Genomic DNA, 20,309 nt, shown 5'->3' with positions numbered 1-20,309 from the left:
GAGCTGCGCCATGTTCATCCAGACCGAATCCACGCCGAACCCTGCAACGCTGAAGTTCCTGCCCGGCCAAACCGTGCTGGAAATGGGAACTGCGGACTTTCCAACTGCGGAAGCGGCAGAAAAATCGCCTCTGGCGAGCCGGATATTCGGTGTAAACGGCGTAACCGGTGTATTTTTCGGCAACGATTTCGTGACGGTGACCAAATCGGACGATATCCAGTGGGATCACATCAAACCCGCAATTCTGGGCGCCGTGATGGAGCACTACCAGTCCGGGCAGCCGGTTATGGGCGCGGATGCCAAGACAGAATCTGGCCATGCCGAGCATACAGGTGAAGACGCAGAAGTCGTAAATCAGATCAAGGACTTGCTGGACAGCCGCGTGCGTCCGGCGGTTGCGCAGGATGGTGGCGACATCACATTTCACGGCTTTGACCGGGGCGTTGTCTATCTGCACATGCAGGGCGCGTGCGCAGGCTGCCCGTCATCAACCCTGACGCTCAAGATGGGAATCGAGAACTTGTTGCGCCACTACATCCCGGAAGTGACCGAGGTTCGACCCGTTGCCGTCTGAACCGGTCATTTTGGCATTTGACACATCGGCCGCGCATTGCGCGGCCGCTTTGTTGCAGGGCGATCAGATCATCGCTTCGCGTGTCGAAACCATGTCACGCGGTCAGGCCGAACGGCTGATGCCCATGCTTGAAGAAGTTCTGACCGAGGCAGGGCACACCTGGCGCGACCTGTCGGCTATTGGGGTCGGGATCGGCCCTGGAAACTTCACCGGCATCCGCATCTCTGTTTCTGCCGCGCGGGGACTGGCGCTTGGTCTTGGTGTTCCCGCTGTTGGTGTGTCAGGCCTTGAGGCGTTGGCAACATCTCACGAGGGCGCCTTGCCCGCGATCCGCGCGCCTCGGGGACAGGTCTATATTTCGCTGCTCGGAGCAGACCCTGAACTGGTTGCAATGGAATATGCAGAATCACTCGGCCCGCTCGTGTTCAATGACAACCCAGATGCGCAGGCCCGCGCCATTGCCAGCATCGCGGCGCAACGGTGGCAGAGTGTGACCGAGCCTCCCGCTCCGCTCTATGTACGGCCCGCTGACGCCGCGCCATCCAAGGACCGGCCGCCAATACTGCTGGACGAATGACCCCGGACGAGCTGGCAGAAACGCACGCTGCTTCCTTTACGCAGTCGCGCCCCTGGACCGCTGCGGAATTTGCCGACCTGCTGTCCAACCGATTTACGCATGCCATTGGCACCTCTCAATCTTTCGCCCTGTTTCAAGTCATCGCAGATGAGACCGAGCTGCTTACGATAGCGACCCATCCTTCGGCGCAAAGACAGGGTCTGGCAAAAAAACGAATGGCTGAGTGGCACGCAGAAGCCAAAAAATTGGGCGCAACCCGCGCGTTTTTGGAAGTTGCCGTGAACAACTATCCCGCCATCGCGTTGTACCAACAGATTGGCTACTGCAATTGTGGACTGCGCAAAGGGTACTATCAGCAGGAAAACAACAGAAAAATTGACGCCGCAGTTATGGAATTCGACCTGACTTGAGGCCGTGCCGCAATTTTCTTCGACCAGCTGGTCAAAAATCTGTTGACCCCGGCCATTGCAAACGGCCTTAATTCCTTCCATCACAAGAGTTATGCTCGCTCTGTAGTGGGTAAACGGGGCTGCAATGGCTCCGACCGACAATAACCAACGGGAGTATGAAATGAGCCTGATGAAATCCTTGATGGGTGCCGCCGCTGCTGTCGCGCTGACTGCGGGTGCTGCATTGGCTGAACCGGCCTTGATCTTCGATCTGGGTGGCAAGTTCGACAAGTCGTTCAACGAAGCCGCGCATAACGGTGCGCAGCGTTGGGCAGACAAAACCGGCGGCACGTACCGCGAGATTGAGCTTCAGTCCGAAGCGCAGCGTGAACAAGCATTGCGCCGCTTTGCCGAAGCAGGCGCGAACCCGATCATCACAATGGGCTTTGCGATGGCCGACCCGCTTGCCGCTGTTGCTGGTGACTATCCCGACACCAAATTCGTCGCTGTTGACGTAAACTGGCTGGATGCACCTAATATTCGTCAGGTCAGCTTTGCTGAGCACGAGGGCTCGTATCTGGTTGGCATGATGGCGGCTATGGCGTCTCAGTCCGGCACCGTTGGGTTCATTGGCGGTATGGACATCCCGCTGATCCGTCACTTTGGCTGTGGGTATGCCCAGGGCGCCAAGGCCGTGAACCCTGATATCGAAGTTGTCGCCAACATGACCGGCACCACCCCTGCCGCATGGAACGACCCCGTAAAAGGTTCCGAGCTGACCAAGGCGCAGATCAGCCAGGGCGCTGACGTGATCTATGCGGCCGCAGGCGGCACCGGCGTTGGTGTTCTGCAGACCGCCGCCGACGAAGGCATCCTGTCGATCGGCGTGGACAGCAACCAGAACCACCTGCACCCAGGCAAGGTTCTGACTTCGATGCTGAAACGAGTGGACGTTGCGGTCTATGACGCGATGACCGCTGGCGAAGATGTTGAAACTGGCGTGTTCACCATGGGTCTGGCCGAAGATGGTGTCGGCGTTGCGATGGACGACAACAACAAGGAACTGGTTTCGCCCCAGATGGCCGACGCGGTTGAAGACGCGCGCAAAGGCATCATCGACGGAGACATCTCTGTCGTAAGCTACTACGAGAACGATAGCTGCCCGGCACTTCAGTTCTGATATCGCGTGGGGCGGGGGTTGCCTCCGCCTCACACCCACTCTGCCGCGATGTGTATGCGGCCCTTCGGCAACTGAGGACAAGACATGACCGTCCCCGCCATTGAGCTCAAAGGGATTTCCAAAGCCTTTGGGCCGGTTCAGGCCAATAAAGACATTTCCATTAGCGTTGCCCCCGGTACGATCCACGGAATCATCGGTGAAAACGGTGCGGGCAAGTCCACGCTAATGAGCATCCTCTACGGCTTTTACAAAGCCGATAAGGGCGAGATATGGATCAACGGCACCAAGACCGACATCCCAGATAGTCAGGCGGCAATCGCAGCCGGCATCGGGATGGTGTTCCAGCATTTCAAACTGGTCGAAAACTTCACTGTTCTGGAAAACATTGTTCTGGGGGCCGAAGATGGCGGGTTGTTGGCCCCGTCTCTATCAAAGGCGCGCAAGGAACTGAAAGCGCTGGAAGAGGAATATGAGCTGTTCGTGGACCCTGACAAACGCATCGACGAGATCGGTGTGGGGATGCAGCAGCGTGTTGAAATCCTAAAGGCGCTGTACCGCCGGGCCGAGATTCTGATCCTTGATGAGCCGACCGGCGTGCTGACACCTGCCGAAGCTGATCAGTTGTTCCGAATCCTTGATCGCCTGCGTGCAGAAGGCAAAACGATCATCCTCATCACCCACAAGCTGCGCGAGATCATGGAGGCCACCGACACCGTGTCGGTGATGCGGCGCGGCCAGATGACAGCCACGGTAAAGACGGCCGACACCAACCCGCAGGAACTGGCCGAGCTGATGGTGGGCCGCAAGGTTCTGCTGCAGGTCGACAAGGTGCCAGCTCAGCCGGGCAAACCCATCCTTGAGATTGAAAACCTGCAAGTCATTGATGAAGCAGGTGTCGAGCGTGTCAAAGGCATAAACCTGACTGTCCGCGCGGGCGAGATCGTGGGAATTGCCGGAGTTGCCGGAAACGGGCAATCCGAATTGTTGGAAGTTCTGGGCGGAATGCGCTCTGGCCAAGGCTCGATCAAATTGAACGGCACGCCGCTTGCGCTCAGCGGTGCAGGGTCGGATGGGCAGGCGCGGCGCGCGCAACACATCGCTCACGTGCCCGAAGACCGCCAGCGCGAAGGTCTGATTATGGATTTCCACGCCTGGGAGAACGTGGCCTTCGGCTATCACCGGGACCCGGCCTATAAACGCGGGATCTTCATGGACAACGCTGCTCTGCGTGCTGATACCGAACGTAAGATCGAAAAATTCGACGTCCGCCCGCCTGATGGCTGGCTGGCGGCCAAGAACTTCTCGGGCGGGAACCAGCAAAAGATCGTCGTCGCGCGCGAGATCGAGCGAAACCCCGATCTGCTTCTGGTCGGGCAACCTACACGCGGCGTCGACATCGGCGCGATCGAGTTCATTCACAAACAGATCGTCGCTCTGCGCGATCAGGGCAAGGCGATCCTGCTGGTTTCAGTCGAGCTTGAGGAAATCTTTTCGCTATCCGACCGGATCGCCGTGATGTTCGATGGACATATCATGGGTGAGCGTCTGCCCCATGAAACAGATGAAAAAGAATTGGGCCTGTTGATGGCCGGTGTTGCGGGAGAGGCCGCGTAAGATGGATAAAATGCCCAAATGGGCCGACGTCGTTCTGATCCCGCTGATCAGCCTGATGCTGGCCGCAATCCTGTCGGCGCTGGTTATTCTCGCCATCGGAGAAAACCCGGTCGAAGCGGTAAAGTTGATGGTGTCGGGTGCGCTTGGGTCTACTTACGGCTGGGGCTATACCCTCTACTACGCTACCAACTTCATGTTTACCGGCCTCGCCGTTGCCGTCGCCTTTCATGCGCGGATGTTCAACATCGGGGGCGAGGGGCAGGCCATGCTGGGCGGGCTGGGGGTTGCTCTGGTCTGCCTATATGTCCCGTGGCCGCATTGGAGCATCGCGTTGCTGGCGGCCTGTGCTGCCTCGATGCTGTTCGGCGCGGCGTGGGCGGCGATTCCGGCTTATCTGCAAGCCAAGCGTGGCAGCCATATCGTGATCACCACGATCATGTTCAACTTTATCGCTGCGGCCCTTCTGAACTACATGCTTGTCAATGTGATGCGCCCCGAAGGGTCAATGGATCCAGCGACGGCGCGGTTTTCGGAAACGGTCCACCTACCCACATTGCATGAGCTGCTGGCCCCGATCGGTATCAACTTTTCAAAAGCTGCACCGGCAAACATTTCCCTACTGGTTGCGATCTTTGCCTGCGTCGTGGTCTGGGCACTGATCTGGAGAACCCGTCTGGGATATGAAATCCGCGCCTATGGCCACTCGGAAACTGGTGCGGTCTATGCCGGTATTTCACCGGTGCGCATTACCATCGTCGCCATGCTGATATCCGGTGCCTTGGCCGGGCTTATGGCGATCAACAACGTTATGGGCGAGGCCGAACGGCTGGTTCTCAACTCGACCGAGGGCGCCGGATTTATCGGTATCGCGGTGGCGCTGATGGGCAGGTCTCACCCGTTCGGCGTGTTCCTGGCCGCGATCCTGTTTGGATTTCTTTATCAGGGCGGGGCGGAATTGGCGCTTTGGACGTCCATCCCGCGCGAACTGATTGTCGTTATTCAGGCGCTTGTGATCCTGTTCACCGGAGCACTGGACAATATGGTGAGGATGCCGCTTGAAAAAGTGTTCCTGAACCTGCGGAAAGGAGCAGAGTGATGGAGTTCTTCGTGACGCTCGTCCAAATCCTGGACTCGACGATCCGCCTGGCGACACCGCTGTTGCTGGCCTGCCTTGCGGGGCTGTATTCCGAACGCGCTGGCATTTTCGATATCGGGCTTGAGGGCAAGATGCTGATGGCCGCGTTCTTCTCGGCAGCTCTGGCCGCCGTGACCGGTTCGGTCTGGCTGGGTCTGCTTGCTGGAATTGGCTCATCTCTGATCCTCTCCGGCCTTCATGGGCTGGCCTCGATCACGTTCCGGGGCAACCAATTGATCTCGGGGGTTGCCATCAACTTCCTTGCGGCGGGCATGACTGTACTGGTCGCGCAGAGTTGGTTCCAGCAAGGCGGCCGCACGCCATCCCTATTTGGCGGAGGTCGGTTCACCCCGATCAACTTCCCCTTTTCCGAGCAGCTTGCCGAGGTTCCCGTGATCGGACCGATCTATTCCGAACTGCTTTCAGGTCATTCAATCCTTGTCTATGTCGCCTTTCTCATGGTGCCTGCGACATGGTGGATATTGTACCGCACCCGTTTCGGCTTGCGTCTGCGCGCCGTGGGTGAAAATCCCGCCGCCGTGGACACAGCCGGAGTTTCCGTCGTTGGCCTGCGTTATGCTGCCGTTGCGATCTGCGGCGTTCTGTGCGGCATTGCCGGTGCGTATCTGGCCACAGCCCTGCAAGCGGGGTTTGTCAAGGACATGACGGCCGGGCGCGGCTTCATCGCGCTGGCCGCGTTGATCTTTGCGAAATGGCGGCCGTGGCATGCAATGTGGGCTTGCCTGTTGTTTGGTCTTTTGCAAGCGGTCGCGCTGCGGTTCCAGAACATTGACCTGGGGGGTGTCGTTATCCCGGTTCAGGTCATGGACGCCCTGCCCTACATTCTGACGGTCGTTATTCTGGCCGGGTTCGTGGGCAAAGCTATCCCACCGCGCGCGGGCGGCGAGCCCTACGTGAAAGAGCGTTGATAAGTCCAGTTTCGGACACAGTTCAGTCCTGTTCGCTGCATAGCGGCATGCAGAGTTGATTTTGCATGCCGCAAAGGTTCTAAAGAGGTATGCGTGTGTTTCCTGTGATAGCCGACCTCGAAGCAAGACTCACCGGGGTGCCGGGCGCACTGGTACTTGTTTGGGTCAAGGCAGCAGCGCAAATTCAAGCGCATCTCTCGGGCGCACCAACTGGACACTCCACTTTTAGCCTGTGGGTCCGTGCAACCGCCCCTGCTTGCATTGACGCGCGACCACATCCTACTTCGCCGGACCGTATCGCGCTGCGCGATGCATCCAGCCTCAACCGTTAAAGTACCATGCAGATTTACCTTCCCATCGCCGAAGTCTCTGTAAACGCCTTTCTGCTGCTGGGGCTGGGCGGGATGGTTGGTATTCTTTCCGGTATGTTCGGGGTCGGTGGCGGGTTCCTCATGACACCGCTGCTTTTCTTCATCGGCATCCCTCCGGCTGTGGCTGTGGCGACCGAGGCCAACCAGATCGTGGCGTCGTCCTTTTCTGGCGTACTGGCGCATTTTCGACGAAAGACCGTCGACCTCAAGATGGGAACCGTTCTTCTGACGGGGGGATTGATAGGCGCGGCCCTTGGCGTGGTGGTATTCAACTACCTAAAAAGCCTTGGCCAGGTCGATTTGCTGGTCACACTTTGCTATGTCGTCTTCCTTGGGGTTGTCGGCAGCCTGATGTTCATCGAAAGCCTCAACGCGCTGCGCAAGTCCAAGAAAGGGGGCAGCGCCCCTGCCCCACGGCGTCAGCGCGGTTGGGTTCACGCGATGCCGTTCAAAATGCGGTTCCGTACTTCGGGCCTGTATATCTCGGTTATCCCGCCCATGCTGGTCGGCTTGTGCGTCGGTGTTCTGTCCGCGATCATGGGTGTTGGCGGCGGCTTCATCATGGTCCCCGCGATGATCTATCTGTTGGGGATGCCAACAAAGGTCGTTGTTGGAACTTCGCTGTTCCAGATCATCTTTGTGACAGGCTTTACCACCATGCTGCATGCGACCACCAACTATACGGTGGACATCGTACTGGCTGTCCTGCTTCTGGTCGGCGGGGTTGTCGGCGCGCAGATCGGAACGGTGATCGGAGCGCGAATGCCTGCGGAACAGCTGCGCGTGCTTCTGGCGGCGCTGGTTCTGGTCGTTTGCGGCAAACTGGCTCTGGACTTGCTGATCGAACCCTCCGAGCTCTACTCGCTGGGCACTGAGGGGGGGCACTGATCATGCTGAAACGCCTGATCCTGCTTTTTGCGTTATGCGTCACCCCTGCGCTTGCCGAGGATGAGCAGGTCGTGCTTGGTCTTAGCCATGATCGCGTGGCCATTACGGCGACATTTGATGGCTCGGAAATCCTGATCTTCGGCGCGGTCAAACGTGAGACACCTATCCCGTCAGGCCCACCGCTGGAGGTGGTCGTGGCCGTCGCCGGCCCTTCAAGCCCCGTCATGGTCAGACGCAAGGAACGCAAGCTGGGGATTTGGGTAAACACCGACAGCGTCTTGGTTGATCTTGCGCCCAGTTTCTATGCCGTCGCAACCAGTGCCCCTTTGGACGACATCCTGTCCGACACCGAGGACCTGCGGTACAGAATTTCGATCGAGCGGGCTATCCGTTCGGTCGGCGCGGCAATGCATATACGCGGCGCGCAGGACTTTGCAGATGCCGTGGTCCGCATCCGCGAGGATGAGGGGCTCTACTCGATCCGTGAGGACACCGTCGCTGTGGATGAGCAGACCCTGTTTAGAACCTCAATCGCCATGCCTGCCGATCTGACCGAAGGTGACTATACCGCGCGTATCTTCCTAACCCGCGGCGGAGCGGTCGTTTCGAGCTTTGAAACAACCATTGACGTCCGCAAGGTTGGACTAGAGCGTTTTCTCTATAACCTGTCCCGTCAACAACCCGTCTGGTACGGGCTGATGTCTTTGGTGATCGCCATTGCTGCGGGCTGGGGTGCGTCTACCGCTTTCCGTTTGCTGCGTGAGAACTAACGGCTACCCGCGACCGATATAGGGCATGGTTGTCGCCATCACGGTCATGAACTGCACATTGGCCTCAGCGGGCAGGGACGCCATGTGAAACACGGACCGGGCCGCGTCCTCAACCGCCATGGTTGGATCGGGTTGCTCACCCGCCGCAATCGCATTGTCGACCAATCCCTGCACCATCTGCGTCCGCGCGTTGCCGATATCAATCTGACCGCAGGCAATACCAAAGTCGCGCCCATCCAAAGACAGGCTGCGGGTCAGACCGGTGATTGCATGTTTCGTCGCCGAATAGTGGACCGAGTTCGGGCGCGGCACGTGCGCTGCAATCGAACCGTTATTGATGATACGTCCACCCTGCGGCGATTGGTGCCGCATGATCCGGAACGCTTCGCGTGCTGACAGGAACATCCCATTCAAGTTGACGTTGACGCTTTGGTACCAATCCGCCAGCGCGATTTCGTCAATCGTTCCGCCGGGCGCAAATATTCCCGCGTTGTTGAACAGCACATCCAATCGTCCGGCTTTGTCGAGAAAGCGGTTGAACGCGCCCGAAACCGCCTCGGGCTCGGTCACATCCGCAGGTAAGGGAACAGCATTGGGTCGACCACTGGCCATCGCTGCCAAAGTGTCCCCGCTGCGAGCCAAAAGCCCTACTGTCCACCCCTCGTCCAGAAAAAGTTCGGCCGTCGCGCGCCCGATGCCCGCGCTGGCCCCTGTGACTATGATCGTCTTCATGTTTCTTCCGCCTCCAATGTCAGCGAGGCCGCCGGAACCGCACGCAGATCATCCACTCGCAGTGGGTAGGTGGGTTTGGCCAAGCGGTTGCGCACCACCCAGATCAACCTTTCCTGCGCGCGCGTGATGGCCACGTATGCCAGCCGCTTCCACAACGGCTGCCCGGCCTCTGTCCGCCCCATCCGGGCCGCTGCATAGATGTCGGGCGCAAAAACCTGAACCGTGTCCCACTGCGACCCCTGCGCCTTGTGGATCGTCACTGCCGCGCCATGCAGAAAGGTTGCGCCCATTCGCGCGGCATATGGGATAAAGGGTTCTTCCTCATCCGGCATTTCGATTTTGACAATCGACGCGGCGCTGACCTGCGGGTCTTCGGCCCCTATGACGTGCAACCGAGAAAACCCCGGCTTACGTCCCGGCCCCAGATAGATGACCTGCGCGCCCTTGATCAGCCCGCGCGCCTCAAGATCCAGACGCTTTTTGCGATGCTTCAAAGGCAGCTCGATCCCATCGCAGATCAGCGGCTCACCCTCCAGCAACTCGGTATCAGGTGCGCCGTGGACGTGCCTGAACGCTTGAATCAGACGGATACGGGTCGCATTGCGCCAGACCAGAACGGGGCTGCGGGCCATCAGATCGACCTCGACCCTTTGCCCCCAGACAACGCGCTCGTCCCGTTGTGCGGTCTGTTCGACCAGCCGTTCAAAATCCTCGAAACCCATCTGAGGGTCGGCCAACGCATGGGCCAGGTCCAGAATGGGATTGTCCGCAGTCTGTCTGTGTACCCGGTGCAAAATCTGCTTTCGCGGCTCAGGCAGCGCGTCGAACACCATGCTGCCGGATTGATTGACCGGGGCCAACTGTGCGGGATCACCGAATAACAGCAGAGTGGGGAAAATCTCTTGCAGGTCCTCAAACTGGCGGTCATCCAGCATCGAGGCTTCGTCCACGAACCCGATATCAAGAGGCTCGTCCCGGCGTTTCCAGCCCGTTATGAAATCCGAGCCGCGCAACCCCGCGGCCGCCAAAGCGCCGGGGATGGATTTGTTGTTCTGGTAGAACGCAGCCGCGCGGTCCAGCGCTTCGTCGGTCAGCCCTTCGATCTCGGGCCGTTCATCATTGCCCGCCAGCCATTCGGCAATGCGTTCGTATTCGGGGTCATAGACCGGCGTATAAAGGATACGATGGATCGTCGTCGCAGGCACCCCGCGTAGACGCAACACGCTTGCTGCCTTGTTGGTTGGCGCGAGGATGGCCAAGCTGCGCTTTTCGCGCGCTTTGCGACTTTCAAAATCGCCCGAGACGATCTGAACACCCGTTTCAGCAAGAGCCTTGTAAAGCTCTGCAAGCAAAAGGGTTTTCCCGGACCCCGCCTTACCGATGACCGCCATGACACCGGATTTTCCACTGCCGGGCAGCTTCAACAGGGCGTCGTCATCCAGATCAACTCCGGCGGATTTCAGCATCTCGGCGATGCTGTCATAGGCGGCGGCCTGATCGTCAGAGAAGGTCACGGGAGGCAAAGACATGGCGCGACCCTACAGGGCCACGCCAGCTATCACCAGATACGGAATTGCGTTTTCGCGCGCCTTAGGCGGACAAGGCAAACCGGTGTTGCCGCCCGGTCCCGAACGCGGTCTTGAACCACAAGCGGGACAACTCACGTGGGATGCCCGCGCGTTCTGCCACACGATAGCAGTCTTCGGAGGAATAGGGCCATAGCCCGACCGAAATCTGGTCGCGACCCTTACCTTCGGACCCCAGCACGATCGGCGACGATCCGATGAGGCGATAGATCCGAATCATCCGCGCGTCGAAGACGCCCGCGATATGGGTCAGGCCGAACCCTTCCATGATTTCACCCCCGCTCAGCATGATTGCCCCAGCGGTATGCGGGCTGGCCGTGCGGGACAGGCAAAAGCGGGTTACCTCCCAGATCAGGGGGCTGTTGACCGGCTCACCGCCTGTCAGGTGCCCGAAAACCTCATTCACCATGACGCGGCCCGTTGTTGGCAGGACACGCATGGACCCGCCGTGGCTGCCGTCCTCCTCCTCCCAAATGACGTAGAGCGGGTTCAGATCATCGTATTGATCCCGCTCCTCTCCGTTTTCATTGACGTGAACGTCCCAGCCCAGCCGGGTTTTGAACTGATCCGCGCGGTCGCGGAACATCCCATCGGCCAGCTTCGGAAATTTATGCAATTCATCCGCAAACAAATAGCGCAACATGACTTTTTCCCCTTGTCGTCCTGTGCAGGAACGAAGGGGGTACAAAGCCGTAGTTAATTTCCCGTTCGAGGAGAGCCCGGCCGTTAAACCACTATTAAGTACGGTATTCGCCTAAGCCCCAGCGACATTTACGGAAATATCTCTTTTAAAAAGGGCTTAGAGGGTGCGTCGCCTCCAATAACTTCCATTGAACCACAGTGGCCAACGGCTATAATGTCCGTATCGTGTCCGCTTTTTTAGTCAATTGGGGAGGAATGCTATGTCGATAACGAAAGCGACCGTTGCGGCTGTGATCCGCAAACGGCAGCAGGACCCGAGCCGGTTCAAGACCACGGTATTGCGGGACGCCCAAGTGAAAGGGCTTTCGCTTGCGGTGCATAAACAGGGCGAGACATGGCGCTACCAATACAAACCCAGGGGCACGCGCCCCGACGGTCGGCGCTGGCCCACCCGCACCCTGACAATTGGGGATCATCAGGCGTTCTCGATCACCGAGGCGCGTGAGGCTGCGCTGATCGCAAAGCAGGCGGTTGCGTCGGGACGCGACCCGGTAGGAGAACAACAGGCGGATCGCGCCCAGCGCGTCGCGGAAAGAAAGCTGTGTATCGACGGCCTGAGCGGCCAGACCAAGTGCCGTGAGATGATCCCCGCGTTCCTGGAAAACTTTGCCCAGCGCCCCAGTAAGAGCGGCGGGACCGTGGGCGCAGACTACGTTAAGTCGGTCGGTTACAGCGTTGGCTATGTGCTCGACGCGATGGGGGCCATGGACGTGCCCCCCGCGTCGATACCATTGCGCGACATTCGGGTTGCTTTCGAGCACAAGCGCGGGGCTGTCTGGCTGTTGCGGTTCACAGCTTTGAACGCGTTTCTGGACTACGCGGTCACCCGAGAGCTGGTCGACCTGAACCTTGCGCGGCAGGTGAAGGGGCCAAAACGGTCTGCGGGGCGAGACCGTGTCCTGACGCCTAACGAGCTGCGCTACATCTGGAACGCCGCCGACAAGCTGGCCCAAACACGCCGAGACCTGCTGAGGTTCTTGATCTGTGTGCCTTGCCGTTCGGGTGAGGCGTTTCAAATGGTGTGGAGGGACCTGTCCGATGATCTTTCGGTTTGGCGGCAACCCGGCAAGATGACCAAGAACAGCGAACCGCACGAGTTTGCAATGCACCCGCTGGCGCGTAAGATACTGCAAGGTCGTCCCCGTCAAAGCGACTACGTTTTTCCGTTTAACGCTGCGGGTGGACCGATTGTGAATCGCAGTCACCTAATTACCCAGTTCCGCAAGATCACGCCCGACATTCCGCACTGGACGCCGCACGACATGCGCAGGACGTTCGCAACGCTGATGGCAGAGAGCGGGCTGGGGTTTGCCGACAGCGTTATTGACCGCGTGCTGAACCACGCTGCATCGGCGACGACATCGGGCGTGATGGGTGTTTACAACCGTGCGTCGCGGAAGGGCGATCAGGCCGAGGCGATGGCTGCATGGGGGCGCATCCTGTCCGACATCGTCGACCGGCCAACAGGCAATGTGGTGGCGATCCGATGAAAGTTCCCTTTCACGAACGAGTAAAAGCTGAGCAGCGTAAGCTGGACCGCAAGGGTGTGGACCTAATCGGTATGCTGGAAGCTTCCGCCCGAAACCCTAACGACCGTAAGGGCGCGATTCACGCCCTTTACGCTGTCATCGGCTCCCTGGATGACGCCGGCGCGCAGCCACACCTCACCGTAAAGCTCCGCAGGTTACGCAGCGCTCTGGAAGACCTCGACAATGGAAGGGTCGCACCGATGCTTAGGAAGGCGGAGATCGAGAACAGACCCCACGCCAGCGACGCGGAAACGAGGATCAAAACCTTTGCCGCCATCATGGTCGACACTGGCAAGGCGCAGGGCTTATTCGGAACGCTGGGCGACGGATATACCGCCGTGGCGCGGATTGCCTCAAATGCGGGGCTCGACGTTAGACCCGATACGATCAGGGGCTGGCACGCGAGTGTTAGGCGCTGGGCAAAGGAAGTTCTGACGGATGAAGGGCCTCTAGGTCTGAACGTCGAAGCCGAAAGCGGATCGACGTACCAAGGTGAGAAGGACGACGGTTTCAAGACGCCCTTCGACGACTTGCAGGCGTCTCTGATCCGTATGATTAAGAGCACCGACGGTTCATAAAACTTGGTTTTGCGTGATTACCCCCAGGCTTAGTACGCAAAAATAATTGGCACGTTGATTCCATCGAAATTTTTGATGGAGCCGACGAATGTCACGACTTTTCACACTCAAATTACCTGACCCGTGCCCCCTGCGTATGCCGCGCAAGGAGCTTGCCGAGGCGCTAACGCTCGCGGGTTACCAGACCACCCCCACCACGGTCGCCAACTGGCCGCTGGATTGGATATTAATCAACGGTCGCCAAACCGCTTCGACCGAAGAAGCTTTCGAATATGCCCAACTGAAAATCGATGAAGAGCATGAACGCCTGCTGAATAAGCGGGGCCGTCGTTACACGTTCAATCGCATCCGCGCGGAGGGCGCTGGTAATGCCGCATGAGAACCCGAAAAACGACGTCGCCCGTCGGATCAAGGCAGCGCACAACCTCGACTGCGGCCTGATCGTGAACACGGCAGACGCCAAGCCTGGCAGAAGAGCGGGACCTGATCAGGGCGGACAAAGCGCTGTGCGAGTTTCTTGCGCTCCTGCAGCATAGGGGGCGCTGATGACCGAACATAACAGCAGGTTAAGTGCGGTTTGCACCGAACACTCAACAAAACATGGATGAAACAAACCGATCAGGTCCGCTTCATCAAGGTCTTGCGGACGCCAGACGGTCGGATAACTCGAAAAGGACAGTAACAATGGACTTCTCATCTGGAGCGTTTGGGGCTCGCTTATGCCCAGCAGGCACCCATAATGCGGTGATCTCAGACTTCGCTGCTAGTGACACTGGAACCGAGGTTTATCTCAAGATCAACTACGCGGTCACACCAAAAGAAGTTGACGAAGAATATTCGCTCGAAGAATTCCTGTTGATCGAGGTTGGTAGGAATTCGATCCGATCCGAGGAACAGGCGCGAGATGGTTTCCAGCGCGTGCAGTCACTGGCGGAGGCCATGGGCTGGGACCCCGCCACCGCGTTTGAGTCATACGAGGACATGACGGCGAAGCTGATCGGTCAAAAAGTGCGGTTGGTTGTTGCCCACGGCACGAAGCGCGGTCTGAAGGCGACGAAGATCAAAGCGGTGAAAGCGCCTGAGTGATGTTCGCCGACTTTGCACCGCAACTTAGGGAGCAGGGCTGGACCAGCCCTCTCCCGTTGATACCAGGTAAGAAGGCCCCAGCGATCAGCGGCTGGCAGGTTTTTAACCGCCGCCCGATGACGGATGCCGAGTTTGAGAACCTATTGAATAGAGCAGGGCCGATGACGGGTATCGGGCATCCTGCGGGGCGCGAGGTGGTTTACCTCGACGTTGACGTGATGGACCCCGAGAAGGCCGCAGAAATCGAGCGCCTGCGCCTGCAAATGTTGCCGGAGAACCCGTTCAAGCGGGTCGGGCTACCGCCCAAAGTGCTGACGGTTTGGCGTCCCGATCTGACTGACCCGCCGATTGGCAGGGTGTTCGGCGATGCCGAGGTTTATGCGTCCAAGCAGGCCGTGGTGATGGGCCACCACCCCGCGACGGGCAAGCCCTACACTTGGCCATTGGCAAATCCGTTCGATGAGCCCTTGACCGAAATACCGATGGTCACAAACGCAGCCCTGTCGACGTTTCTTCAAACAGCCATCGCCAGAGGTCTAATCGAACCCGCCCGCGTTCAAGTGAACGGCGGCGGCGGCGGCCATTCGGGCATGGCAACGCCGTTTTTGGTGGCGATGTCGGAAAACCCCGACGTTGATCCCGTTGACGTATGCGGATCGCTACTGGCTCAAGCGACGGTAGGCGAGCGCCATTACAGCGTCACAGGCGCTGTATCGGCTCTCGTACGCAAAGGTTTTGATGACGGTCGCATCTGGGAGCTGGAGCCGATTCTGCAGCGTCTGGTCGGTGGAGAGCGGGATGCGACCGTTGAAATCGCTGGAGTCATCAATTGGGCGCGCAACGCAATCGGCGAGGATTACCACACGCTGAACGCCCGCATGGGCGGCGCACGCTGGAAGGTTCTCGACTGATGGCGTGGGTGGTGGGATTTGATACGGAATATGTGAGCGGTGGCGGGGAAGGTCCGCAAGTCCGCGATCACAAGCAGAACAGACTGCTGTCGTATCAATTCCACTGCCTGAACACAGCGACGGATGCCGAGGGTGGCGGTGTCGAGATCATCGACGGTAGGGACGCCAGATCGCGGCGCTACCTGTCGACCATTCTTTCAAGAGTGATCGATGCAGCGATTGCCGAAGGTATCTTCGATCTGGAGACAGCCCCGCGCACGAGCAGGGGTGCAGTGATCATCGATCTTTGCGCACACTTCACGCGTGCTGATCTGCCCGCGTTTGCGGATTGGTCACGCGGTTCAATCATGGCTGTCGACCGAAAGACTGGCGCGCGCCAGGTTAAACCGAAAGGGTTGAAGGCGTCCTTTGACGCGGTGCGGGGGACGTTCACCACCTCGACCCGGCCGATGGTCATGCAGCTAAATCTTACGCGTGGTCCGTTGGAAGTGTCGGTACGGTTGCACGATACGATGCTTCTGGCACCCGCAACACATCAAACTTTGGCGGGTTTGGGCGAGCTGGTTGGCGTTCCGAAGATTGTGTTGCCCGAGGTGGTCGATCCTAAAACGGGTGAAGTGTTTCCCGCTATCCAGCGCATGGACCTGCTGCTTAACCAACACCCCGAACTATTCAAAAAATATGCACTGACGGATGCCGTGATCGCGGCGCGTTATCTGGCCCAGATCATGGACTTCTGCCAGAACGTTTTGCGCATCGACAAGATGCCAACGACGCTGGGATCAGCAGGAGTTCAGGTGTTCAAAAACCTCGACGCGCGATACGCGGAACATCTAGGATATGAAACAAAACTGAACGGTCGGCGGGGCGATATCAAATCTCTTTACGCCGCACACTTCGCGCATATTGCCAATTGTTACTTCGGCGGTCGAAACGAGGCGTACACCATCGGCCCCAGTTCGGGCAGGTGCCCTGCCATCGATATCGATCTGTGCGGCGCGTACACGACTGGTATGGCGGCTGTGTTGGCCCCTGATTGGGACGCGATGTACGCCACTACCGATCTCGCCGAGGTCGTTGTTCTGCGTGATCGGATGTCGTTTGCACATGTACGGTTCAAGTTTCCTACCAGCACCCGATTTCCGGGCTTGCCCGTTCGGGCGGGTGATGCGGGGCTGCTCTTTCCGTTCACTGGCGAAAGCTGGTGTACAGGTCCCGAGCTGGTCGTCGCGCTGAATGCAGGGGCTGAGATCGAGGTTATCCACGCCGTGGTGATCCCAACCCCATTGGACGGTGAGCGCGTCTTTGAGAAGTTCACGCATCGGGTGAACGAATTGCGCGCGTCGGCTGAGAAGAAATCTCTGTTCGAACGTTTGGCGAAAGAGGTCGGGAATTCGCTTTACGGCAAAACCGCGCAGGCCGTCGACCAGATGAAGTCTGCACCCGCTGCTGGTGCGAAACAGAACTCGGGTAAGACGATCTTCGACAGCCGCACGGGGACGATGGGAAAGCTGCCCCCGTCGGGCATCACGTCTCCCGCCGTCGCGGCGTTTACGACTGGGTTGTTGCGGGCCGCACTGGCCGAGCTTTTGAACGGCGTTCCACCATCTCAGGTCGTCCATACGGCAACGACAGATGGCATTCTGTTTGAATATCCCGACGCCAAAAGTTTTGAACCTGATCAGAAGGTCATGCCTGAGGACTTGGGGCTTGAGACGGGTCCGATCATGGAATGGATGTCAGACCTACGGCGTGTGGTGGATGCGAACGAGGACCCCCGACCGCTGGAGGTTAAAACCACGGTAAGGCGGGTTGTGACCGTCAAGACGCGGGGCACGTACACGCTGGAGCCGACACCCGACAGGCCCGTAGTTTTGGCACGTGCTGGATACAAACTGCCGAACAAAATCGAAGATCCGCTGGAACAAAGCCTCGCGTGGTGTTTTGTCTATGCGGGGCGTGCGCCGCGCCTGCAGATGAAGTTTGAGCGCGTCATCGATCTGCGTACGCAGTGGGTGGCCGACGCTGACCTAGTACCCACAATCGCGGTCATCACGCCAAACCTCGAACCCGACTTCAAACGCAGCCCCGTTGCGCTAACTGAGCGTCTGGGGCTGATCGCAACCGATCAGACGAAACCGTGGCACAGCCTTGAAGAGTTCCGCACAAACCGAGGGCTCTTCGACCGTTGGCGCAAGGATCGGCTACGAGTGCTGAAGAAACTCGCCGATTGGGCAGACTTCACAGAGTTTGCGGCCACTGCGCCAGATCGAAAGGCGTTGAGATCGTCAGGTAGGTCAGGCCGAACGCCATTTGCTGAAAATGCCCTGCGTGCTTTGGTGGCTGGGAAGTATGGCGCACCTGCCAAACGGGTCAGGGGCAAGAACTCCCGTATCATCGCGGCATTTGCCGAGGCAGGGGTAAAAATCACTAAGAAAACCCTGGCAAATATAGGAACGAGAAACCTTCGATCAGTCTCTCCGGTACCGCTGCGCAGGAGCGACAAGAAACTGGCAAAAGTCCTGCACGAAACCTTCCCAGAATTCGATGTTTCAAGGGTCGGAATAATTGCGGACGAGGAGTCCAAAGCAACGCGTAGGAGCAACCTATGAAACACTTTTGAACAGGACACAAATGTGTCCATACAGGCGAGTGTTTCAGCACCACCGCTGAGCATCTGCGCACATTTCCCTTATGGATTGGTTTTCAACTGTGTGGGGTTCGGCAATCAGATTGCCATCGATGAAAGTCACAGTCATAGGCACCTCAGAACTTGGGCATGTGCAGTGCAATGTCTGCTTTCAATTCCTAGGCGGTTATCTGACTAAAATGCTCAGATGACCGCATCGAGCCCAATTTACTTGTCTTTTGCGTCGCGGCGAATGTCGGCTTTGACGAAGGGAAGAACCCCGCGTAGTTGGAAGAGGAAAGCCAAGAACACACTTTCTCAGAGATCTACTGGCGACTGCCGGTTTATGTCATGAAGGTGAGCTAGAGTTTCGCAAAGGCACAACTTCGTGGAATTTGCCGCTTGCGGTGAATTCGGGAGGTCTTTTGCTTGCTCGAACTGTGACGTCATCTAGGCCGTTGTCGCGAAATACTTTCTTCACCGACCCGATGACGTCCTCTAGAACAAGCCCCGCCGCCGCACCCGTTGCCAGTTGCACGCGCAGCTCGAAATCGAATTCGCCAGTCTGGATCAACTGGATGCGCTGGGCTTGGTCGTGCTCAAAATCGAAAATCAGTGGCGACAGGGTCACCTCGCCTACGCGAACCAACGTCGCCTGGCGTCCCTCGACCTGCAAACTACGAAACGGCGATCCACAGGGGCAAGCATGCTGGTCAAACCGAATACAGTCACCCAAATCATAGCGGATGAAGGGCTGAACGTCGTTAGCGAGCACGGTCAGCAGAGCGGTCGCAGACAACGTTCCGTCGGGAACGGGTTGCATTGCTTCGTCGACCGCTTCGAGGATAACCCAATCTTCATTCACGTGTTTCCTCCCGTGGCTACACTCGAACGAAAGCGCCAAGCACTCGGTGCACCCATAGGGATCGGCAATGCCGTATTTCAGCGACGGAAAGGCTCGCCCGACTCGTTCGCGGAGATCGTCGGTGAGTGTCTCGCCTCCTGTGGTAATGAACGCCGGTTCGATCCGCAGCCGCCTGGCCTCTTTTTCCTGGACTAGAATGGCCAGCATGCTGGGGTACGTCACGATCCAAGCGATGTTCCCAATCGCATTCAGTCTTTTGACAAGCTGACCAATTGGCTGTTCAGCCTCGACAAAGGTGACACCAAAGCCCTTGGCAAGCCGGGGGTTCAAACGTTGCACTAGTTTGTTGAAACCGTTTCCGGCAAAATGGCCGTTCCCGCCTGTAATCGTCACCCTGTCGCCAAGTTTTCGGACGTCTCGCACAAGCTTCCGATGATATCGTTCGAAGCGTGCCAGCATGATGCCATAGGCATATTCCACGAACGATTCAGACAAGACGATGACGGCAGGTTCGCCCGAAGTCCCGGAGGTCTGAAAAACGGCGACATCGTCGATAGGCACACCAACCTTGCGCAGGTCCCGCAGATGTTCGCGGGCCTTGTCGAGTGGAAGAGAGCGGATTGTCAGCCAGTCGTCGAACTCTGCCATGAGTTCGGGCTTATGGGTCACCGGTAAGTCGTAAAGTTCGATCTCGGCAGTTGGTGGCAGCGCTGCGTATAGTCGGCGAAACAGAGGTGAGTCACCACGCGCCTTATCCACGAGGCGCCGCAGGTTGCGGAGTTGCTTGGCTTCTATTCGCGTACGTCCGCCCCAACCTGTCCAGAGTCCACCAATCAAATACCCTAATGCTTTATGAAGACTAAGATGCATGTTCTCCGGCATTTCTCGTTTTGTATCCCGCGTCGGAAAAGTCGCTAATTCTTAACTATAGCAAAGAGCTGCGCTGCATTGACCAATGTCAAATCTGACAGTCGCGCAGGATCATAGTCACCTGAGATACCGCGAAAGCGGACATGAGGTCACCAACACCAAACGGCAGCTCCGTGCGCATGGCAGTCGTTCGGGCCATGATCGCTTTGCGGCTGCTTTTGCCCAAATCGGTCGATGCTGCTGCAAAAACTACAAAGCACCGACCAAGTGTGTTGTTGCCACCTATTGAAGTGCCGCGAGGCTTCTTGCTCTGTTTGGAGAAAGATCCAGCGTCGCCTGATAAGCGACCGCAGCTTCATTGGGTTTTCCAAGCTCCATCAGCATGTCCCCGAGA

At 58.2% G+C, this 20,309-nt stretch carries 20 protein-coding genes; 16 read left to right on the top strand and 4 right to left on the bottom strand.

Translation table 11 applies throughout. The annotated features are described in order from the left end of the window. Positions 1 to 10: 10 nt before the first annotated feature. The 9 genes from ACR0LH_RS19200 (at position 11) to ACR0LH_RS19160 (ending at position 8,427) form a co-directional block, all read left to right on the top strand. Positions 11 to 574, top strand: coding sequence for a NifU family protein (locus ACR0LH_RS19200; protein WP_170387558.1), 564 nt, complete (start codon positions 11 to 13; stop codon positions 572 to 574). After that, entirely contained in the window at positions 564 to 1,151 is a 588-nt protein-coding gene (tsaB, locus tag ACR0LH_RS19195; protein WP_480722115.1) for a tRNA (adenosine(37)-N6)-threonylcarbamoyltransferase complex dimerization subunit type 1 TsaB, read from the top strand. The genes ACR0LH_RS19200 and tsaB overlap by 11 nt, the downstream gene beginning before the upstream one ends. Next, positions 1,148 to 1,561, top strand: a complete 414-nt coding sequence (locus tag ACR0LH_RS19190; RefSeq protein WP_480722114.1) for a GNAT family N-acetyltransferase — start codon at positions 1,148 to 1,150, stop codon at positions 1,559 to 1,561. Before tsaB ends, ACR0LH_RS19190 begins: the two co-directional genes overlap by 4 nt. A gap of 160 nt (positions 1,562 to 1,721) precedes the next feature. Beyond that, on the top strand, positions 1,722 to 2,720 hold the full coding sequence (locus ACR0LH_RS19185; RefSeq protein ID WP_170414874.1) for a BMP family ABC transporter substrate-binding protein: 999 nt from the start codon (positions 1,722 to 1,724) through the stop codon (positions 2,718 to 2,720). Between the two features lie 84 nt (positions 2,721 to 2,804). Further along, a complete protein-coding gene (locus tag ACR0LH_RS19180) occupies positions 2,805 to 4,334 on the top strand; it encodes an ABC transporter ATP-binding protein (protein WP_170621034.1) in 1,530 nt (509 codons plus the stop codon). Between the two features lies 1 nt (position 4,335). Next, entirely contained in the window at positions 4,336 to 5,430 is a 1,095-nt protein-coding gene (locus ACR0LH_RS19175) for an ABC transporter permease (RefSeq protein ID WP_480722113.1), read from the top strand. Next, positions 5,430 to 6,398, top strand: a complete 969-nt coding sequence (locus ACR0LH_RS19170; RefSeq protein ID WP_480722112.1) for an ABC transporter permease — start codon at positions 5,430 to 5,432, stop codon at positions 6,396 to 6,398. Before ACR0LH_RS19175 ends, ACR0LH_RS19170 begins: the two co-directional genes overlap by 1 nt. 338 nt (positions 6,399 to 6,736) lie before the next feature. Continuing rightward, complete coding sequence (locus ACR0LH_RS19165; RefSeq protein WP_170387544.1) at positions 6,737 to 7,657, top strand: sulfite exporter TauE/SafE family protein; 921 nt, start codon at positions 6,737 to 6,739, stop codon at positions 7,655 to 7,657. 2 nt (positions 7,658 to 7,659) lie between these two features. Beyond that, entirely contained in the window at positions 7,660 to 8,427 is a 768-nt protein-coding gene (locus ACR0LH_RS19160) for a TIGR02186 family protein (protein ID WP_170550332.1), read from the top strand. Positions 8,428 to 8,430: 3 nt separating this feature from the next. On the opposite strand, the gene ACR0LH_RS19155 is transcribed toward ACR0LH_RS19160, so the two are convergent. The 3 genes from ACR0LH_RS19155 to ACR0LH_RS19145 all read right to left on the bottom strand — a co-directional run bounded on the left by ACR0LH_RS19155 (position 8,431) and on the right by ACR0LH_RS19145 (position 11,388). Then, positions 8,431 to 9,159 carry an SDR family oxidoreductase gene (locus tag ACR0LH_RS19155; RefSeq protein WP_170563555.1) on the bottom strand — a complete coding sequence of 243 codons (729 nt, stop codon included), beginning with the start codon at positions 9,157 to 9,159 and terminating at the stop codon, positions 8,431 to 8,433. Continuing rightward, positions 9,156 to 10,688 (bottom strand): ATP-dependent DNA helicase, encoded by a 1,533-nt coding sequence (locus ACR0LH_RS19150; RefSeq protein ID WP_480722110.1) that lies wholly within the window; start codon positions 10,686 to 10,688, stop codon positions 9,156 to 9,158. Before ACR0LH_RS19150 ends, ACR0LH_RS19155 begins: the two co-directional genes overlap by 4 nt. Before the next feature lie 61 nt (positions 10,689 to 10,749). Beyond that, on the bottom strand, positions 10,750 to 11,388 hold the full coding sequence (locus ACR0LH_RS19145) for an acyl-homoserine-lactone synthase (protein WP_170485042.1): 639 nt from the start codon (positions 11,386 to 11,388) through the stop codon (positions 10,750 to 10,752). 259 nt (positions 11,389 to 11,647) lie between these two features. Here ACR0LH_RS19145 and ACR0LH_RS19140 point away from each other — a divergent pair, with 259 nt between their 5' ends. The 6 genes from ACR0LH_RS19140 (at position 11,648) to ACR0LH_RS19115 (ending at position 18,163) form a co-directional block, all read left to right on the top strand. Then, positions 11,648 to 12,937 (top strand): tyrosine-type recombinase/integrase, encoded by a 1,290-nt coding sequence (locus tag ACR0LH_RS19140; protein WP_170414897.1) that lies wholly within the window; start codon positions 11,648 to 11,650, stop codon positions 12,935 to 12,937. After that, positions 12,934 to 13,554, top strand: a complete 621-nt coding sequence (locus tag ACR0LH_RS19135) for a hypothetical protein (protein WP_170414899.1) — start codon at positions 12,934 to 12,936, stop codon at positions 13,552 to 13,554. The genes ACR0LH_RS19140 and ACR0LH_RS19135 overlap by 4 nt, the downstream gene beginning before the upstream one ends. A gap of 88 nt (positions 13,555 to 13,642) precedes the next feature. Beyond that, a complete protein-coding gene (locus ACR0LH_RS19130) occupies positions 13,643 to 13,933 on the top strand; it encodes a hypothetical protein (protein ID WP_171727887.1) in 291 nt (96 codons plus the stop codon). Positions 13,934 to 14,238: 305 nt separating this feature from the next. Beyond that, positions 14,239 to 14,640: a DUF669 domain-containing protein gene (locus ACR0LH_RS19125; RefSeq protein WP_170414905.1), complete on the top strand. Its 402-nt coding sequence runs from the start codon at positions 14,239 to 14,241 to the stop codon at positions 14,638 to 14,640. Further along, positions 14,640 to 15,551, top strand: a complete 912-nt coding sequence (locus ACR0LH_RS19120) for a bifunctional DNA primase/polymerase (protein WP_170414908.1) — start codon at positions 14,640 to 14,642, stop codon at positions 15,549 to 15,551. Before ACR0LH_RS19125 ends, ACR0LH_RS19120 begins: the two co-directional genes overlap by 1 nt. Further along, entirely contained in the window at positions 15,551 to 18,163 is a 2,613-nt protein-coding gene (locus ACR0LH_RS19115; protein WP_480722109.1) for a DNA polymerase, read from the top strand. Before ACR0LH_RS19120 ends, ACR0LH_RS19115 begins: the two co-directional genes overlap by 1 nt. A 366-nt stretch (positions 18,164 to 18,529) precedes the next feature. On the opposite strand, the gene ACR0LH_RS19110 is transcribed toward ACR0LH_RS19115, so the two are convergent. Continuing rightward, positions 18,530 to 19,804 (bottom strand): phenylacetate--CoA ligase family protein, encoded by a 1,275-nt coding sequence (locus tag ACR0LH_RS19110; RefSeq protein WP_480722108.1) that lies wholly within the window; start codon positions 19,802 to 19,804, stop codon positions 18,530 to 18,532. A gap of 196 nt (positions 19,805 to 20,000) precedes the next feature. Between ACR0LH_RS19110 and ACR0LH_RS19105 the strand changes: the two genes are divergently transcribed. Further along, on the top strand, positions 20,001 to 20,204 hold the full coding sequence (locus ACR0LH_RS19105) for a hypothetical protein (RefSeq protein WP_480722107.1): 204 nt from the start codon (positions 20,001 to 20,003) through the stop codon (positions 20,202 to 20,204). Positions 20,205 to 20,309: the final 105 nt, after the last annotated feature.

The sequence above is a fragment of the Ruegeria sp. CL6 genome (genome assembly GCF_056536465.1).
This window is presented reverse-complemented; position numbering and strand designations above follow the sequence as displayed.

Excerpts from the sequence above, each read along its gene's own strand:
- ACR0LH_RS19155 (WP_170563555.1), bottom strand. The coding sequence starts at position 9,159 with ATGAAGACGATCATAGTCACAGGGGCCAGCGCGGGCATCGGGCGCGCG.
- ACR0LH_RS19115 (WP_480722109.1), top strand. The coding sequence starts at position 15,551 with ATGGCGTGGGTGGTGGGATTTGATACGGAATATGTGAGCGGTGGCGGG.
- ACR0LH_RS19145 (WP_170485042.1), bottom strand. The coding sequence starts at position 11,388 with ATGTTGCGCTATTTGTTTGCGGATGAATTGCATAAATTTCCGAAGCTG.
- ACR0LH_RS19135 (WP_170414899.1), top strand. The coding sequence starts at position 12,934 with ATGAAAGTTCCCTTTCACGAACGAGTAAAAGCTGAGCAGCGTAAGCTG.
- ACR0LH_RS19140 (WP_170414897.1), top strand. The coding sequence starts at position 11,648 with ATGTCGATAACGAAAGCGACCGTTGCGGCTGTGATCCGCAAACGGCAG.
- ACR0LH_RS19175 (WP_480722113.1), top strand. The coding sequence starts at position 4,336 with ATGGATAAAATGCCCAAATGGGCCGACGTCGTTCTGATCCCGCTGATC.
- ACR0LH_RS19120 (WP_170414908.1), top strand. The coding sequence starts at position 14,640 with ATGTTCGCCGACTTTGCACCGCAACTTAGGGAGCAGGGCTGGACCAGC.
- ACR0LH_RS19150 (WP_480722110.1), bottom strand. The coding sequence starts at position 10,688 with ATGTCTTTGCCTCCCGTGACCTTCTCTGACGATCAGGCCGCCGCCTAT.
- ACR0LH_RS19160 (WP_170550332.1), top strand. The coding sequence starts at position 7,660 with ATGCTGAAACGCCTGATCCTGCTTTTTGCGTTATGCGTCACCCCTGCG.
- ACR0LH_RS19190 (WP_480722114.1), top strand. The coding sequence starts at position 1,148 with ATGACCCCGGACGAGCTGGCAGAAACGCACGCTGCTTCCTTTACGCAG.
- ACR0LH_RS19165 (WP_170387544.1), top strand. The coding sequence starts at position 6,737 with ATGCAGATTTACCTTCCCATCGCCGAAGTCTCTGTAAACGCCTTTCTG.
- ACR0LH_RS19125 (WP_170414905.1), top strand. The coding sequence starts at position 14,239 with ATGGACTTCTCATCTGGAGCGTTTGGGGCTCGCTTATGCCCAGCAGGC.
- ACR0LH_RS19200 (WP_170387558.1), top strand. The coding sequence starts at position 11 with ATGTTCATCCAGACCGAATCCACGCCGAACCCTGCAACGCTGAAGTTC.
- ACR0LH_RS19105 (WP_480722107.1), top strand. The coding sequence starts at position 20,001 with ATGTCAAATCTGACAGTCGCGCAGGATCATAGTCACCTGAGATACCGC.
- ACR0LH_RS19185 (WP_170414874.1), top strand. The coding sequence starts at position 1,722 with ATGAGCCTGATGAAATCCTTGATGGGTGCCGCCGCTGCTGTCGCGCTG.
- ACR0LH_RS19130 (WP_171727887.1), top strand. The coding sequence starts at position 13,643 with ATGTCACGACTTTTCACACTCAAATTACCTGACCCGTGCCCCCTGCGT.
- ACR0LH_RS19170 (WP_480722112.1), top strand. The coding sequence starts at position 5,430 with ATGGAGTTCTTCGTGACGCTCGTCCAAATCCTGGACTCGACGATCCGC.
- ACR0LH_RS19180 (WP_170621034.1), top strand. The coding sequence starts at position 2,805 with ATGACCGTCCCCGCCATTGAGCTCAAAGGGATTTCCAAAGCCTTTGGG.